Annotated in this window: 17 protein-coding genes; 5 read left to right on the forward strand and 12 right to left on the reverse strand. The window is 70.9% G+C overall.

Annotation, left to right across the window (positions count from 1 at the left end; genetic code table 11):
* Positions 1-183 precede the first annotated feature (183 nt).
* The 3 genes from NRB56_RS24520 to NRB56_RS24530 are packed head-to-tail and all read left to right on the forward strand — an operon-like array spanning position 184 to position 2,387.
* On the forward strand, positions 184-636 hold the full coding sequence (locus NRB56_RS24520; protein ID WP_153346162.1) for a hypothetical protein: 453 nt from the start codon (positions 184-186) through the stop codon (positions 634-636).
* A 43-nt stretch (positions 637-679) separates the two neighbouring features.
* On the forward strand, positions 680-1,195 hold the full coding sequence (locus NRB56_RS24525; RefSeq protein WP_153346164.1) for a hypothetical protein: 516 nt from the start codon (positions 680-682) through the stop codon (positions 1,193-1,195).
* 4 nt (positions 1,196-1,199) lie between these two features.
* The gene (locus tag NRB56_RS24530) at positions 1,200-2,387 is read left to right on the forward strand and encodes an MAB_1171c family putative transporter (RefSeq protein ID WP_153346166.1); all 1,188 of its coding nucleotides are present in this window, start codon (positions 1,200-1,202) and stop codon (positions 2,385-2,387) included.
* Positions 2,388-2,572: 185 nt separating this feature from the next.
* Here NRB56_RS24530 and NRB56_RS24535 read toward each other — a convergent pair whose 3' ends face one another.
* The 8 genes from NRB56_RS24535 to NRB56_RS24570 all read right to left on the reverse strand — a co-directional run bounded on the left by NRB56_RS24535 (position 2,573) and on the right by NRB56_RS24570 (position 9,249).
* Entirely contained in the window at positions 2,573-3,001 is a 429-nt protein-coding gene (locus NRB56_RS24535; protein WP_153346168.1) for a DUF427 domain-containing protein, read from the reverse strand.
* A gap of 15 nt (positions 3,002-3,016) precedes the next feature.
* Positions 3,017-3,907 (reverse strand): acyl-CoA thioesterase, encoded by an 891-nt coding sequence (locus tag NRB56_RS24540; RefSeq protein ID WP_194290973.1) that lies wholly within the window; start codon positions 3,905-3,907, stop codon positions 3,017-3,019.
* Positions 3,908-3,918: 11 nt separating this feature from the next.
* Positions 3,919-4,221 carry a putative quinol monooxygenase gene (locus tag NRB56_RS24545; RefSeq protein WP_153346172.1) on the reverse strand — a complete coding sequence of 101 codons (303 nt, stop codon included), beginning with the start codon at positions 4,219-4,221 and terminating at the stop codon, positions 3,919-3,921.
* A gap of 56 nt (positions 4,222-4,277) precedes the next feature.
* Positions 4,278-5,366, reverse strand: a complete 1,089-nt coding sequence (locus NRB56_RS24550) for an ABC transporter ATP-binding protein (RefSeq protein WP_153346174.1) — start codon at positions 5,364-5,366, stop codon at positions 4,278-4,280.
* Between the two features lie 10 nt (positions 5,367-5,376).
* Complete coding sequence (locus NRB56_RS24555) at positions 5,377-6,225, reverse strand: carbohydrate ABC transporter permease (protein ID WP_153346176.1); 849 nt, start codon at positions 6,223-6,225, stop codon at positions 5,377-5,379.
* Positions 6,222-7,067: a carbohydrate ABC transporter permease gene (locus tag NRB56_RS24560; RefSeq protein WP_153346178.1), complete on the reverse strand. Its 846-nt coding sequence runs from the start codon at positions 7,065-7,067 to the stop codon at positions 6,222-6,224. The genes NRB56_RS24555 and NRB56_RS24560 overlap by 4 nt, the downstream gene beginning before the upstream one ends.
* Positions 7,068-7,070: 3 nt before the next feature.
* The gene (locus tag NRB56_RS24565; RefSeq protein WP_319943476.1) at positions 7,071-8,348 is read right to left on the reverse strand and encodes an ABC transporter substrate-binding protein; all 1,278 of its coding nucleotides are present in this window, start codon (positions 8,346-8,348) and stop codon (positions 7,071-7,073) included.
* A gap of 175 nt (positions 8,349-8,523) precedes the next feature.
* Entirely contained in the window at positions 8,524-9,249 is a 726-nt protein-coding gene (locus tag NRB56_RS24570) for a GntR family transcriptional regulator (RefSeq protein WP_153346181.1), read from the reverse strand.
* A 32-nt stretch (positions 9,250-9,281) separates the two neighbouring features.
* On the opposite strand from NRB56_RS24570, the gene NRB56_RS24575 reads away from it, so the two are divergent.
* Together NRB56_RS24575 and NRB56_RS24580 are read left to right on the forward strand one after the other, a co-directional pair.
* Entirely contained in the window at positions 9,282-12,107 is a 2,826-nt protein-coding gene (locus tag NRB56_RS24575; protein ID WP_227838324.1) for an FAD-binding and (Fe-S)-binding domain-containing protein, read from the forward strand.
* Between the two features lie 62 nt (positions 12,108-12,169).
* On the forward strand, positions 12,170-12,805 hold the full coding sequence (locus NRB56_RS24580; RefSeq protein WP_153346185.1) for a PASTA domain-containing protein: 636 nt from the start codon (positions 12,170-12,172) through the stop codon (positions 12,803-12,805).
* A gap of 30 nt (positions 12,806-12,835) precedes the next feature.
* On the opposite strand, the gene NRB56_RS24585 is transcribed toward NRB56_RS24580, so the two are convergent.
* The 4 genes from NRB56_RS24585 to kduI all read right to left on the reverse strand — a co-directional run bounded on the left by NRB56_RS24585 (position 12,836) and on the right by kduI (position 16,294).
* Entirely contained in the window at positions 12,836-13,765 is a 930-nt protein-coding gene (locus tag NRB56_RS24585) for a hypothetical protein (protein ID WP_153346187.1), read from the reverse strand.
* 80 nt (positions 13,766-13,845) lie between these two features.
* Positions 13,846-14,619, reverse strand: coding sequence for an IclR family transcriptional regulator (locus NRB56_RS24590; RefSeq protein ID WP_153346190.1), 774 nt, complete (start codon positions 14,617-14,619; stop codon positions 13,846-13,848).
* Positions 14,616-15,404, reverse strand: coding sequence for an SDR family oxidoreductase (locus NRB56_RS24595; protein WP_319943477.1), 789 nt, complete (start codon positions 15,402-15,404; stop codon positions 14,616-14,618). The genes NRB56_RS24590 and NRB56_RS24595 overlap by 4 nt, the downstream gene beginning before the upstream one ends.
* 71 nt (positions 15,405-15,475) lie before the next feature.
* A complete protein-coding gene (kduI, locus tag NRB56_RS24600) occupies positions 15,476-16,294 on the reverse strand; it encodes a 5-dehydro-4-deoxy-D-glucuronate isomerase (protein WP_319943478.1) in 819 nt (272 codons plus the stop codon).
* Positions 16,295-16,580: the final 286 nt, after the last annotated feature.

Below are 16,580 nucleotides of genomic sequence, written 5' to 3' on the forward strand. Positions count from 1 at the left end.
CCGGACGGGAGGGGCGAGCGTCTTCGATCGCCCCACCCCTTGCTCCGCGTACCGTGCGCCGACCTCTCACGGCCGATGCCCTCCCCTTCGGGGGCAACCGCCGTCGACGCGACCTCGCGAAGTCGCCGATGAGTATATGATCTGTGCCACGGAGCCTGTCAACTGCAGGAGACAAGATCGCCGATGATTGCGTCCCACGAGCATCCGTTCACGTATGCGCTGAACACTCTGATCGGCGCGATGCATCCGCCCGCCGAACGCGACGGCCGCACGGTCGAGATCACCCATCGGGCGCTGGCGGAGAACATCCTGCGCGAGACCGGATTCGGGCTGTCGGCCAACTATCTGTGGAAACTGCGGACCGGGCAGGCGGTGAATCCGTCGTTCGAGACGCTGGAGGCGCTGCGCGCCTACTTCGGACTGGACAGTCTCGACCCGCTGACCAATCCGGAACTGGCGGCCGAACGCGGCCGGGAACTGGCATTGATCAACGCGCTCAAGGGAAAAGGCGACGGCGCCGCGCTGGAGCTGGTGCTGCGGGACGGGCTCGCGCACGGTACGGTGCGGGCCGAAGCCGTCGCGGCGATGTTCGACGTGCTGCGGCGGATCGAGGCCGAGCGCGACGGCGACGGCTGATATGCGGATCGCGGCGTGGCAGAGCCTCGGGGGTGGGAATTCGGTGATGGATCATCGGCGGTTGCGCCGTGAGCTCGGCATACTCGGCCTGCCGCAACGTTTTTCGGTCGGCCGGCTGGCCGAGGCGCTGGCCCGGCGGCGCGGCCGGCCGTTGCGGCTGCGGCCCGAACCGCTGCCGCCGGCCGGACTGTCGGGTGGACTGCTGATCACCGCCGACATCGACTTCATCGCCTACCAGCGCGATACGACGCGGATGCACCAGGATCACATCGTGTGCCACGAATTCGGGCACCTGCTGGCCGGGCATCGCCCGGTCACGGTCACCGGGCCGGCCGCGGCCCGGCTGCTCGCCCCGCACATCGACCCGGCGGTGGTGGAGCGGATGCTGGGCCGGTCCTGCTCGTCCGAGTCGGAGGAGCGGGAGGCCGAGCGCATCGCGGATCTGCTGATGGCCCACCACATCACGGAATGGGCGGCCCGGCCGGAATGGGTGCTGCCGGACACCGCGCCGCCGGAGCTGGGCAGCCTGCTCGATACCCTCGGCCCGGGGCCCGCCTGACGCCATGGGATTCGCGCTCGCCTACGGCGGTATCGGAACGCTGGCCCTGCTCACCTTCGGCTGGCGGCTGCTGCTCGCCGCCCGCGACCCCAGCCCGGCCCGCTGGGCGGTGGCCGTCGCGATCCTGTGCGCGGCAGTGGGTTTCGGGGCCGCGGTGCCGCCGATCTACGATCGGCTCGGCCGGTGGAGCGGCGTCGAGAACCTGGCCACCCCGATCGTGTACGCGGCGATCGCGACGGCGGTGCTGGCCCAGCTGGTATGGGCCGCGTATCTGGTGGCGCCCGAGGATCGTCCGCCGTTGCGCGGCCGGCCGGTGCTGCTGGTGATCGTCGCCGTCGCGGTGACGCTGGCCGTGCTGTTCGCGCTGGCGCCGGTGCACGACCGTTCGCACGCCACCGATTTCGACGACCACTACGGCACGCAGCCGCTGGTGACCGCGTTCCTGACGGTCTATCTGGGCGCCTACAGCGGTGGACTGATCCGCCTGATCCTGTTGTGCCGCACCTGGCTCGGCCAGGTGCGGGAGCAGGTGTGGCTGTGGCGGGGACTGCGGCTGCTGGCCGTGGGCTCGACCGTCGCACTCGGCTACGGCATCGGCAAGGCGGTGGCGCTGGCCGGGGCCTGGGCCGGAGTTCCGCTGCACCGGCTGAGCATTCAGATCGCACCGGCATTCGCCGGGCTCGGCGCGACGATCATGCTGATCGGCTACCTGTGCCCGTCACTGATCCCGCAGGCGATCACCGCCGTGACCCAGGCGCGCGCACTGCCCCGGCTGGAACCGCTGCGGTCGGCGCTGGGCGCGGAACTGCCCGAGACGGGCGGCGGCCCAACGGAGCTCGGCCGGGGCCTGCGGGATGTGCGGTACCGCCGGGTGATCGAGATCCGCGACGCGCTGCTCCGTCTGCAACCGTATCTGGACCCGGCGGACGGCGATCACGCCGAACGGCTGCCGGCCGGTGCGCGGTCGTCCGCGGAGAAGCGTTCGGCGGCAACGGAAGCCGCGCGCATCGCGGCCGCCCTGCGACGGCGCGCGGCGGGTGCGGTGGGCGGCGCCGGCGCCACCTTCCGGGAGCCGCCACGACCCGGTTTCGACGGCGAACTCGCCTGGCTGCTGGCGGTCGCGGCGGCCTTCCGGGAGCTGCCGGAATCGGCGCGGGCGGCGGGTGGTCCGGATCGCCGCACGTCAGGATGAATGTCCGCTACCAGCGCCGATTCGATAACTGTGTCGAAAAGTACTGTGTATCTGTGTTTTTCGATGCATCCCCGGGTATCGGCCCGATGGTGACGTGCGCGCGCCGGGCGGCTATCCTTGCCGGTGCGGCTGTGGTGTTCGGTATCCCCTTCATCGAACACCGCAGCCGTCCAAGCGTTTCGTGTTCAGTGCGCGGCGGCCGCCGGTTTCGGCTGGGGGCGCCCGCTGACGGCGGGTACCGCCACGCCCACCTCGAGGGTGGTCCGATCCTGATAGAAGCCGAGGTGGCCGCGGATCGCCGCCACCTCCGGATACGGGTCGGTGTACTCCCAGGCGATCGGCTCGGTGCTCTCCGGGCGCCGCCAATACTTCGCGTCGCCCTTGAACGGGCAGCGGCTTGTCGTGTCGTCGTCCGGGGTGAGCAGGTCGAACCGCACGTCGTCGGCGGGAATGTAGAACACGATGCCGTGATCCTGTTCGGCCACCAGCAGCGCCCCGGTGGTCTCGGCGACCACCGCTCCCTCGTGGGTCACCCGGATCAGATTGCGCACGCGCCGGACGTCGATGTAGTAGTCCGGCCAGTCGACGAAGCCCGAGGGCCGGTCGTTGGTCATGCTTGCCTCCTGTGGTCAGAGCAGGGTGTCGCCACCGGAGGTGGCGCCGTTGCGTGGCAGCAGGCCCCGAATCATGGCGTGCACGCTGTACGAGGCCACCAGTCGGCCGTCCACGTCGAACACGTGGCCGTCGCTCTGGGCCTGGCCACGGCCGGCATAGGTGGCACGGGTGGCGTACAGCAGCCACGTCGAGACATCCGCCGTATCGTGGAACGTCACGGTGGTCATCGTGATTCCGGTCGAGACGCTCCGATGCGCCATCGACTCGCCGATCCCGCTGTGCGGGCGCATCGCCGCGGCCACGGTCCAGTGCGTGGTGGACTGGGTCAGCAGCGCCTGGTGCAGGTACTCGTGCGCGGGCGCGTCTCGAAACCTGGTCCACACGAACAACTCCGGCGGTCCGATCCGGTCCGGGTCGTGGTCGTAGGCGTCGTCGACGACCCGGATGTCGCGGCCGTCCACCACCGCGCCGGGCACGTCGTGCGAACGCAACCGGTCCGGCGGATCCACCTCCGGCATCGCGATCGACCCGCGGATCAGATCGGCGGCGTCCGCGTCGAGCAGCACCACACCCGAGCAGCGCTGGGTATCCTGTTGCCGCACTTGGACTTCCAGCGTGCTGAAGGTGCGGCCGGTGCGGACCGGGTCCAGGTGCACGGTCAGCGGCCGCGAGTGCGCGGCGGCCCGGGAGAAGATCATGGACGCGGAGACCACGCGCTGGCCCGGGACCTGTTTCGCGGCGGCCACCACGGTCGCGCCGAGCATCTGCCCGGCCTCCACGACGTCGCGCGCGGTGGGGCCGTGGGCCGGGGCGCTGAAGATGCCGTCACCCTGCGGTTGTACGTCCATCAACCGCAGCAGTTCGTCCTGGGTCCAGGGGCGGGTCTGTTCCGCTGTGCCGTCCATCGCGCTGCCCGCTACTCGCCGATGCGGGTGTGGTGGCTGAACTGCGGGATGCCCTCGAACAGGTCGGCCATGCCCGGCACCGCGCCCTCGCCGGCTCGCCACTTCCGGTAGGCCCGGTCGTGCTCCAGGCTGGCCCATTCCTCGATGAGGGTGATCCGGTGCTCGTCGGCGGCGTCGGCCAGCAGCGTGACGTTCAGGCAGCCGGGGAAGGCCCGGGTGTCGGGGATGGACTTCGCGAGCGTGTCCCGGGCGGCGGCGGCCGCACCGGACTTCACGCGCAGGGCGACGATGGCGATGATCGGGCTGTCCGACATGTGAGATCCTTACTCTGTTCCTCGGAGAACAAGATTCTCACAATATGCCGCCATGATCATGCGGTCGGCAACAACGTGCCCGATCCGGGGTCGTACCAGCGGCACGCGTGCGGCGGAACCCGCAGGGTGAGGGTGTCGCCGGGTTCGGCGCGGAAGCCGGCCGCGGTGTGCACCTTCACCACCTGGCCCGCGACCGCGGTGGTCAGCAGCGTCGAGGCCCCCAGCGGCTCGACGACCTGCAGATCGGCGCGCAGCACCGGATCGGAGCCCGCCTCGACCACCTCCAGCGCCTCCGGCCGGATGCCGAGCCGCAACTCGCGGCCGTCGAAGGAGGCCAGCCCCTCGGGCAGCGCCAGCGACTGGCCGCCGAGGTCCAGTCGCGGTCCGTACTCCGCGGGCGCGACCGTGCCGGTCAGGAAGTTCATCGGCGGGCTGCCGAGGAAGCCGCCGACGAATTCGGTCGCCGGATTGTCGTAGACCTCGGCCGGTGCGCCGGTCTGCACGATGTCGCCCTCGCGCATGACGGCGATCCGGTGGCCCAGCGACAGCGCCTCCACCTGGTCGTGGGTGACGTAGACGGTGGTGATGCCGAGTTCGGCCACGAGCTTCTTCAGCTCGGCGCGAAAGGACATGCGCAGCAACGCGTCCAGATTCGACAGCGGCTCGTCCATCAGCAGCAGGTCGGCGTCGGTGACGATGGCGCGCGCCACCGCGACCCGTTGCCGTTGCCCGCCGGACAGTTTCGCCGGATAGCGATCCAGATACGGTGTCAGCTGCAGCAATTCGGCCGCCCACGCCACCTTGCGCCGGATCTCGTCGGCGGGCACGCCGCGCACCCGGAGGCCGAAGCCGATGTTGGCGGCGACCTTCTTGTTCGGGAACACCGCGTACGACTGGAACACCATGGACAGGTTGCGCCGCCGCGGTTCCAGATAGGTGACGTCGCGGCCACCGAGCACGATCTGCCCGGCGTCGGGCACCTCCAGCCCGGCGATCATGCGCAGCAGCGTGGTCTTGCCGCAGCCGGAAGGGCCCAGCAGCACCATGAATTCACCGTCGGCGACCTCCAGCGACACCGTGTCGGTGGCGCGGCCGTTGCCGCCCGGGTAGGTCTTCACCAGGTCGCGCAGGATCAACTCGGCCATCGCACATCCCTCATCGCAGCGTCGTGCCCCACATGTTCAGCAGATAGCGGCGTATCACGAGAATGAACACCAGCGCCGGGACGATCAACGCGAAACCGCCCGCGAACCGATAGGGCGTGGACGCCTCGCCGAGCGCGGTGAGCACCTGGGCCGGCAGTGTGCGGTGGCCGAGGGTCACGACGGTGGCGCCCAGGATCTCGTTCCAGGACAGCACGAAGGTGAAGATCGCCGAGGCGGCCAGGCCCGGCAGCGCGAGCGGCACCACCACCTGCCACGCGGCGCGCCGGCGGCTGCACCCGAACACCTGCGCCGCCTCCTCCAGGTCCGTGGGCACCGCGACGAAGATGCCGGCGGTGATGAGCACGGTGGTCGGCAGCGCCAGCACGGTGTGCACCAGCGTCACGGCCAGCACCGTGTCGTCGAGCCGCAGCCGCAGGAACACGGTGGCCAGCGGCACGGACAGCACCACGATCGGCAGCGCCCGCACCAGCAGCACGAACAGCCGGTAGGCGTCCTTGCCGCGGAAGGCGTAGCGCGCCAGCGCGTATCCGGCGGGCGCGCCGATCACCAGCGACCAGAACACCGTGTACAACCCGGCCAGGATCGAATTGCCCAGGGCCGGAAAGGTTCCGGTGGCGTGGAAGAACGAGGACAGCGTCTCGGTCGAGAACTGCCGGGGGATCAGGGTTTTCGGGTAGGCGTCGATGCTGTCCCGCGAGGAGAAGGCCGCCAGCGCGATCAGCACGATCGGCACCACCATGAACGCCGACACCAGGACGCAGGCGAACTGCACCCCGGCCGCGCGCCACCGGCGGCGGCGCAGCGGGCGGCGGTCGATCGGCGGCAGCGCGGCGGTCATCCGGCCTGCTCCGGTGATCGGACGGTCCGCAGGTACAGCACGGCGGTGATCAGCGAAATCGCCAGTACCACCAGGGATACGGCACTCGCGACGGCCGGATTCTGCAGATTCGAGTACCACTGGTAGGTCTCGCCGACCAGCAGCGGGAAATCACGGCCGGTCAGGGCCTGCGCGACGGCGAAGGCCTGCAGCGCCAGTATCGTTCGCAGGATCAGCGCCACCTGCAGGCTCGGCGCCAGCAGCGGCAGCGTGACGTGCCGCAGCCGCTGCCACAGATTCGCGCCGAAAACCTGTGCGGCCTCGTCGTAGTCGCGCGGGATCAGCTGCACCCCGGCCACCACGATGACGAACACCAGCGAGGTGGCGCGCCAGACCTCGGCGATCACCACGGCCAGCAGCATGGTCCAGGTGTGCTGATACCCCAGCCACTGCACGCCGTCGTGGCTGAGGCCGAGCCGGACCAGCAGCGAGTTCAGATAGCCCCGATTGCCGAAGACGGACAACCACACCAGGCCCGCCGCCAGTTCCGAGATCGCCAGCGGCAGGCACCAGAGATAGAAGTGGCCGGCGAGGAACCGCGGCCGCGCCTGCACGAGCAGCGTCATCGCGACCGCCAGCACCAGCTGGATCGGCACCACGATCACGATCAGCAGCAGCGTATTGCGCAGTGCGGGAAGAAAATACGGGTCGTGGAACAGCCGGGAGAAGTTGCCGGTGGTGACACCGTGATCATCGCGGAACGCCTGCAGCACCGCTTGTACGAGCGGCCAGCCGAACAGGGCCAGCAGCAGCACGATCGAGGGGAGCAGCAGTAGCCACGGGGTCCGGGTGCGCAGGGTCATCGCTCACACCACCCGGCAGCGTGCGGCGGGCGGATCGGGGGCCCAGCACGGCACCTTCAGATCGTCGAGGATGCCCTGGAGGACTTTGGCCTGCTGGTCGAGGGTGTTGCGAATATCGGCCCCGCCCAGCACGATCGCCCGGAAGGTGTCCTGGAAGACCTTGCTCACCTCACCCTCGCGCTGTCCGAGCCCGACCGGTGGCAGCGAGACGATCGTGCCCGGCGCCTGCTGCTGGCGGCGCACCGCGTCCGCCTCGAGCCGCACCGCCGGCGGCAGATCGCCGGGGATCGCGGCGCCGACGGCGGGGAAGAAGCCGTTCGACCGCAACAGCTCGATCTGCGCGGCGGGCTGGCTGAACGCGGAGATGGTGCGTTGCGCCAGTTCGGGTTCCGGCCCGTGCTTCGGAATCCCCAGTCCCAGCAGCACCGCCATGTACCCGAGCCCCTTCGGACCGCGCGGTGCGGGGAACATTCGCCAGTTCTGCGGATCCCGCTGCGGCGCCTGCGCGAGGCGCACCACATGGTCCCATGCCATCCGAACCTCCCCGGACGCCAGCGGTTCCTGCATGAAGTCGTAGGTGGTGCTCGCGGGCGCGCAGTTGGCCCACAGCTCGCGGAAGTACTGCCATGCCGTGACCGCCTCCGCCGACCGGAAGGTGGTGATCTGCCCGGCGGTGAACGAGGGCAGCAGATATCCCTGTGTGAACCTGTGCAGCAACCCTTTCGGTCCCGCGGGCAGCCCGAGCATCGGCCGGTTCCCGTTGGCCCGGCGCGCCGCGACGGCCCAGTCCAGGAGTCGGTCGTAGGTCAGGGCCTCGGGATCGACCCCCGGCGGCAGGTGCGCCAGCGCGTCGGAATGCGCGGCGAGTAGGTAGGTCGCGGTGGCCCAGGGGATGTACCAGGTCCGGTCGGTGCCCGCTCGCGCGAGCCGAAGATGGTCCGGTGACCACCCGCGCGGACCGAGGTCGGCGATCAGGCCGGTGAGATCCTGCAGATAGTCCGGCGCGAGCGGCGCGAGATCACCGTGCAGGCCCCCGACCATCCCGATCCGGTTCGACCCCGCCGACACCTGGGTGCGAATCCGATTCGCGAACGGACTCTCCTCGATGGTCACGTAGGCGACCCCGGGCGCGGTCCGCGCCAGCAGCGCCCGGAAACGCTCGACCTCGTCGGTGGGGCGGAACTGGGTGGAGAGGAAGATCATCGACCCGTTGCCGGTGGTCGAGAAGCCGGTACAAGCGGCCGCGAAGACCGCGGCCCCCAGCCCGGTCGCACGCAACACCGTCCTGCGTGTCGAGCCGGTTGCCGACATTCCCGTTCCCCCGGTGCTGGACCGTTCGTTGATCGAAGCGTCAATCTAGGTGACCTGCACCACATTGTCAACGAGCTCGGACGGTCGGCTCGTTGCCGGACGATGGCTGTTCCGCGCGGGGTTCGCCGACCCCGGGGCCCGCCGGCTATTCGATGAGGGAGGTCCAGATGGTTTCCGGGTCGACGCCGGAGCAGGCGTGGGCGGCCTGGTGGACCAGCAGGCGGCCGGTGGTGATCAGGTGGGTGCGCATGGTCTCGGCGGCGGCTTCGGGGTCGCCGGCCGAGACGGCGGTGACGATCGGGGTGTGCTCGTCGTCGATATCGGTGAGGGTGCGGGTGGTGTCGGCGGTGGAGGCGCCGAGCAGGCGGGTGGTCTCGCGCAGGGCGGCGACGATCGCGCGGGATCGGGCGTTGCCCGCGGCGGCGAGGATGAGGTCGTGGAGGTCGAAATCGGCGCGGGCGAAGGTGGATTCGTCGCCGGCGCGGGCCGCCGAGCGCATCCGCGCCCGGTGGGCCGCGAGGGCGCGCGGCAGGTCCGGGGTGGGCGCGGTGGCGGCCCGGCGGGCGGCCGGGACCTCCAGGGCCAGGCGGACGGCGAAGATCTCGGCGATCTCGTGGGGTTGCGGTAGCAGGATCCGGAAGCCCTGGCGCGCTTCGAATTTGATGACGCCGACCTCCTCCAGGCGGAGCAGCGCCTCGCGGACGGGGGTGCGGGACATGTTCAGGGCGTCGGCCAGTTGATAGACGGAGTACTTGACGCCGGGGCGCATACGGCCGGTGTCGATGGCGGCGCGGACCGCGGTGATCGCCTGCTCCATGCGCCGGCCGGTGGCGGGCGGGAGGGGACCGAGGTCGAGCTCGCCGTCAGCCATGCGGCGATCGTAGCATGCTACGAGGGTGTAGCATGCTACGAATGATCGCTACTGCCTCGCTGGCCGACCGGTTGCGCCGCTCCGGGGCGGGGGAGGTGCTGACCGACGGGACCACGCGGGCCGCCTACTCCTCGGACGCCTCGCTGTATCGGGTGCTGCCGCAGGCCGTCGTGCGGCCGCGGCATGTCCACGAGGTGGCGGCGGTGCTGGCGGTGTGCCGCGCCGAGGGGGTACCGCTGACCTCGCGGGGCGGCGGCACCTCGATCGCGGGTAACGCGGTCGGGGCCGGGGTGGTGGTGGATTTCGGGCGATACCTCAACCGGGTGGTGTCGATCGATGCCGAGGCGCGCACTGCGGTGGTGGAACCCGGTGTGGTGCAGGCGGTTCTGCAACGGGCGGCCGCACCGCACGGACTGCGGTTCGGGCCGGATCCGTCGTCGTACACCCGCTGCACGATCGGCGGGATGATCGGGAACAACGCCTGCGGCAACCGCGCGCTCGGGTACGGGCGCACCTCCGACAACATCGCCGAACTGCACGTGATCGCCGGAACCGGTGTGCCGCTGCGGCTCACCGCCGGGCGCACCGAACCCGGCGCGGGACTGCTCGCGGATCTGCATCGGGTGACCCGGGGCGGACTGGCCACCATACGCACCGAGCTGGGTCGTTTCGGGCGTCAGGTGTCCGGCTATGCGCTGGATAATCTGTTGCCGGAGAAGGGATTCGACGTCGCGCGGATGCTCGTCGGCAGCGAGGGCACGCTGGCGGTGGTGACCGGGGCGACCGTGCGGCTGGTCGGCGATCCCGCGCATCGGGTGCTGGTGGCGCTGGGGTATCCGGATATCGCGACGGCCGGCGACGCCGCGCCCGCGGTGCTGGCGTTCGCGCCGACCGCCTGCGAGGGGATCGACTCCCGCATCGTCGACGTGCTGCGGCAGCGCCGCGGGCCCGGCGCGGTGCCGCCACTGCCGGCCGGGGCGGCCTGGCTGTTCGTCGAGATCGCGGGGGACGATCGGGCCGAGGTGCTCGACCGCGCCGCACGAACGGCCGGATCCGTCGGGGCACTGGACAGCCGGGTGGTCACCGATGCCGCGCAGGCCGCCCGGTTGTGGCGGATCCGGGAGGACGGCGCGGGCCTGTCCGCGCGCAGCCCCGCCGGGTTGCCCGCCCATGCCGGGTGGGAGGACGCGGCGGTGCCGCCACACCGGCTCGGCGCGTACCTGCGCGACTTCGACGCGCTGATGCGCGATTTCGCGGTGACCGGCCTGCCCTACGGGCATTTCGGCGACGGGTGCCTGCACATTCGGCTCGACCTGCCGCTGGATCGGCCCGGCGGTACCGCGGTCTTCCGGGAATTCCTCACCGCCGCGGCCGAACTCGTGGCCGGGTACGGCGGATCGCTGTCCGGGGAGCACGGCGACGGCCGGGCCCGCAGCGCGCTGCTGCCGATGATGTACTCCCCGGACGCGATCCGGCTGTTCGCGGCGGTGAAGCAGGTCTTCGATCCGGGGAACGTGCTCAATCCCGGTGTGCTGGTGGACCCCCGGCCGGTCGACGCCGATCTGCGGGTGCCGGCGGCGCCGTCGGTGCGCCGCGATCTGGCCTTCGCGTATCCCGAGGACGACGGCGATTTCACCCGGGCCGTGCATCGCTGCACCGGCGTCGGCAAGTGCCGCGCCGACAACACCGGCACCAGCGGGGTGATGTGCCCGTCCTACCTGGCCACGGGCGAGGAGAAGGATTCCACCCGCGGCCGCGCCCGCATCCTGCAGGAGATGGTCAACGGCGGCGCCGTGACCGGTGGCTGGCGCGCGGCGGAGGTGCACGAGGCGCTGGATCTGTGCCTGTCCTGCAAGGGATGCCGGTCGGACTGTCCCACCGGGGTCGACATGGCAGCCTACAAGTCCGAGGTGCTGTACCAGACCTATCGCGGCCGGCTCCGGCCCGCCTCGCACTATTCGCTCGGACGGCTGCCGCGCTGGGCCCGGCTCGCTGCCCTCGCACCGCGAACGGTCAACGCGGCCATGCGGATTCCGGGGGTGAGCCGCGCGGTGCTGGCGGCCGCCGGGGTCGACTCCCGCCGAGGCATCCCGCCGTTCGCCCCCCGCACATTCCGGTCCTGGTTCGCGGCCACCGCATCCGAACGTGCGGCGACCGGTGATCCGGTGCTGCTGTTCGTCGATTCGTTCACCGATAATTTCGCCCCCGACGTGGGACGCGCGACAGTCCGGGTGCTGGAGGCGGCGGGCTACCGTCCGCGACTCGGCGCCGCGCGACAGTGCTGCGCGCTCACCTGGATCACCACCGGCCAGCTCACCGCCGCGCGGAAGATTCTCGGCCGGACCATCGAAAGCCTTGCGCGGCAAGCGGATTCCGGCATTCCGATCGTCGGGATGGAGCCGTCCTGCGTAGGGGTGCTGCGGTCGGACGCCGTGGAGCTGCTGGGCGATTCGGCCGCCCCGGTCGCCGCGGCCACCCGCACCCTCGCGGAGTTGCTCACCGAACGCGGCTGGCAGCCGCCATCTTTGACCGGGATGTCGATCGTGGCGCAGCCGCACTGTCATCACCATGCCGTCATGGGCTGGAGCACCGACGAGAATTTCCTGCGCGCCGCCGGGGCCGAGGTGCGGCGCGTCGGTGGATGTTGCGGTCTCGCAGGCAATTTCGGGGTCGAGAAGGGGCACTACGAGGTCTCGGTGGCAGTGGCCGGGAGCCGGCTGCTGCCCGCGGTGGCGGCGGCCGGCCCGGAGGATCCGATCCTGGCGGACGGCTTCTCCTGTCGTACCCAGCTGGCCGATCTCACCGATCGCCGCGGTGTGCATCTGGCCCAGTTGCTGGCGGATCGACTGGCGCCGTAGCGATCTCGCTGTTCACCCTGGGCGTAGTGTCCGATCCGCGCTGTCAGGCTAGCCTGTCGAACATGGGAGACAGCAACAGGTGGAGCGACGGTAACGCGGCGTGGAAGCGGCTCATCGCCCGGCGCACGGGGCCGTCGACCGGGGCGGAGGCACTGGCCGCCCTGGACGAGGTCGTCACGGTGCGCAGGGCATTGGACCAGATGGAACTCCAAGCCGTGCGCGCCGCCCGGGAATACGGCCAGAGCTGGACGGAGGTCGCGACCTATCTCGGTGTGACGCGGCAGTCCGCCTGGGAGCGCTGGCACGATCTGGATCAGACGATCGCGACGGAGCAGGCGGCGCGGGAGGTGGCCGCGGTGCCGCTGAAAGCCGCCCGGGAACGGCGCAGATCGGCGGTCACCGTGCCCAACGTGATCGGCAAGAGCTGGATCGAGGCCTACGCGGCGCTGGACAAGGTCGGCCTCGCCGCGGTGAGCGCCGTACCCGACCTGCCCACACCGGATCGCACCGAGGTCGGCTGGCTCGTGACCGATCAGAGCCCCGAATCCGGCGCCCGGGTGCCGGCCCGGTCCATCGTGCAGGTCTGGCTCACCCGCGACGAGGGCCACGGCGGCGTGCGGGAACCGCGGCGCCCGAAGCCGACCCCGCTGTCCATGCGCGAGGCACTGCCCGAGCCGGCCGAGGAAGCGGTCGGCTGAACGTGGCCCCGCCGGGCGGAATCCCTCGGCTCATTCCCCGTAGCGGTCGAGCAGTTCGCGGAAGTCCTCCGGCAGGTCGAAGGTGATCCGGTCGTCCTCGTGCTGCGTGAGCTGGGTCAGCTCGCCGTGCCGCCACCAATACAGGTGCGGGCTGACCAGGCCCGGAGTGTCGACGTAACCGCGGATGGTGAAGTCGGTCATGTCGTGGACGGCCGTGGCGAAGCGGCTGCCGTCGAGGGGGCGGAACACCAACTGGGTCCGGTTCGGCATCGTCACCAGCACACCGTCGTCGCCGAACGGCACCTCCATGCGGGTGAGCAACTCGTCCAGGATCAGCACCCGGGAGGCGGTGAAGTACGAATCGTCGACCATCGCGTGGAACCAGCCGCCGGACTGCCGCCCGAAGGTGTGATGGGCCGGAATCGGCAGGGCGCGCAGGTTTTCCATGGCGCGCGGCCACAGCCGGTCGAAGCCGCCGAGTTCCGCGATGGCGGTGTCCGGCATGGTGGTGACGGTGTCGGGCCGGTCGATGGCCAGCACCACCCACAGTCCCTCGGCCACCTCGGGCCCGTAGCGGAACTCGTCCCGGTACTGCATCTGGAAGTCCGGGACGACGCGAGGGAACACGGTCGGCAGCAGTTCGTCGTGGGGCAGATCCAGTGGGTCCGAATGGTGTTCGCGCAGCAGCCGATCGAGGTGCTCGCGGATCAGGGCGGGCCAGGATCCCGGATCGCCGCCGTAGCTGTGGCAGTAGGCCGCGATGTTGTAGAAGCCGAGCTGGGCGCCGTCCATGGTGGTCAGATGCGTCTCGGACACCACGCCCTCGATGCCGCGCTCCGCCAGCACTTCCCGCATGGTCGCGCGGAAACGCCTGCCCTCGTCCGCGGAGAGGAACGAGAACGCGGAATCGCGCGGGTCCGTCCCCGGATCGCGCCGCTGCCGTCGGTTGAACCAGCCCACGCCCGCCTCCGATCCGGAAGAACAACCCGGACAGCCTAACTCGCGGGATACTGCCCGAGGAACCCGGGAAACGCCGCGAATCAGTCGCGGCGAGCGGGCAGGCCGAGCGCCTGGGATGCCTCCCGCGCGGCCGCGAGCAGCAGCGGGGCGCAGGTCCGGACCTTGGCGCGATCGAGGTCGAAGGTCAGCGCCGAGACGCTGATACCCCCGATCGGCGCGCCGTGATGGTCCAGCACGGCGGCGCCGAGACAGCGGGTGTGCTCCTCGTTCTCCTCGTCGTCGACCGAATATCCGCGCGCACCCACCTGTTCCAGATGCGCGACCAGCAGATCCGGATCGGTGATGGTCCGCGGCGTCATGGCGGTGAGCGGAAGGCGCGAAAGTCGCGTGCGCAGTTCGGGTTTCGGCAATGCCGCCAGGATGGACTTACCGATCGCGGTGCAGTGCAGGGGGATCGACAGGCCGACCCGGGACCGCATGGCGTAGGCGCGGTCACCCTCGAGCTTGTCGACGTACACCGCCTCGTCGCCGGACAGCAGGGCGAAGTGGATCGTGTGACCGGTCTCGGTGCACAGCCGTTGCAGGACGGGCCGGACGATCTGCGGGATGCTCGCCGATTGCCCGGCCAGCGACAGCAGGCGCACGCCCGGCAGGTAGCGGCGGTCGGCGTCGACGCGGACCCAGCCGAGCCCCACCAGTTCCTGCAGAATGCGGTGCACCGTCGACGTGGGCAGCCCGGTGCCGCGGCTGATCTCGCTGACGCCGTGGACACTCGACAGCGCCTCCAGTACCAGCACCACCTTCGCGACGGCACTGGGGGACGGCGCGGCGACGGAGCTCGCGGGGGAGGTCATCGGGCCGTCCAGCCGCCGTCCACGACCAGTACGTGCCCGTGCACGTAGGCCGCGGCCGGGGAGCAGAGGAACACCACCGCGCCGGCCAGATCGCCGGGCTCGCCCCAGCGGCCGGCCGGAATCCGTTCGGAGATGGCGCGATTGCGCTCGGGGTCGGCCCGCAGCGGCGCCGTGTTGCCGGTCGCGATGTAACCGGGGGCGATCGCGTTCACCCCGACCCCCGCGCCCGCCCACTCGGTGGCCAGCGCCTTGGTGAGGCCCGCGACGCCGTGCTTGCTCGCGGTGTAGGAGGCGACGTTGACGCCGCCCTGGAACGACAGCAGCGAGGCGATGTTCACGATCCGGCCGCTGCCGCGTGCCAGCATCGCGGTGCCGAAACAGCGGGAGAGCAGAAAGGCCGCATCGAGATTCACGCCCAGTACGCGCCGCCACTCGGTCAGCGACACCTCCGCGGCCGGGCCGCGGCTGATGATGCCCGCGTTGTTGACCAGCAGGTCGATGCGGCGGCGGGCGGCCAATTCGGTGGCGACGGATTCGGCCCCGGCCGGATCGGTGAGATCCGCACCGACGGTGTCGCATTCGCGGCCCAGGGCCCGGACCTCCGCGGCGACCTCTGTGAGACCCGCCCGATCCCGGCCCCACAGCACCACATTCGCGCCGGCGCGCGCCAGCGCCAGGGCCGCGGCGCGGCCGATACCGGTGCGCGCGCCGGTGACGACGGCCCACTGCCCGTCGATCCGGAACGGATCGGAGTCCGCTGCCGCCTCCGGCCCCTGACCGCTCACGCTGTGTCCATTGGGCGTGCTCGGGGGGCCTGCGTAGTGACGCTCCGCTGCCGTCTCCGGCCCCTGACCGCTCACGCCAGATCCGCGGTGGCGACGAAATCCATGTCGGTGTAGGCGAGGTTCTCGCCGGCGGTCGACCAGACGAAGCGGTAGGGGGCGGTGCCGGCGCCGGTGTGCACCGACCACGGCGGGCTGATCACCGCCTGCCGGTCGGCGACGATGATGCTGCGGGTGCGGGCGGGCTGCCCGCACAGGTGCACCACGCGCTCCGCCCGATCCAGGTCGAAGTACAGGTAGATCTCGGTGCGCCGATCGTGGGTGTGGCACGGCATGGTGTTCCACACGCTGCCCGGTTCGAGAGTCGTGATGCCCAAGGCCAATTCGCACGACCGCACGCCGTCCTCGTGGACGTATTTGCGGAGGGTGCGCTCGCTGGCCTTGCCCGGATCGCCGATGCGGTGGGTCTCGGCCTCGTCGCGGGTGATCAGGCTGGTCGGAAGCGGCCGGTGGGCGGGGGCGGAGACGATGTAGAAGACCGCGTCGCCGGCGACCGTGACGGATGCCGTGCCCTGGCCGACGTAGACGATGTCCTCGGCCCGGACCGCGAAACGCCGCTCGCCCGCGGTGACGGTTCCGGTGCCGGACAGCGTCACGATGCCCAATTCGCGTCGGTCGCAGAGCCGTTCGGCGCGCAGTTCCGGCGGCGGCGTGAGGGTGAGTTCGCCCCCGGCGGGCACCGCGCCACCGATGAGCAACCGGTCGTGATGCGACAGCGTGAATCGAACCTCGCCCTCGGCGAACAGATCGGTCACCAGGAAGCGCGCGCGCAACTCCTCCGGCGACAGGGTGGCCATTTCGACCGGGCTGGTGGCATAGCGGACGTCGGCCACGTACTGCTCCTTCATCTTTCCCGTCAGGCGGAAAGTGCTTTCCCTCCCAGAGGACGCGGGAGGAGTATGCCGTACCGAGCACGACAGCGGCAAGGCACGAACGCCGCGCAGTGGCGGGCCGCGACCCGCCACCAGGCAAGGAGCGGTACCGATGCGGATCAGGACGATGAGGTTCGGTGTCGGGCCGGCGGGAGTGGTTGCGCCGGAGTCGATCTCGGCCCGCGCGCCCAGCGCCGGCCGCGAGGACCGAACCGGCGCCCGCGGCCGGAACATCTGCGGCCCGGTG

This window comes from Nocardia aurantia (assembly GCF_009604425.1).
In the GTDB taxonomy this organism is placed as follows: domain Bacteria; phylum Actinomycetota; class Actinomycetes; order Mycobacteriales; family Mycobacteriaceae; genus Nocardia; species Nocardia aurantia.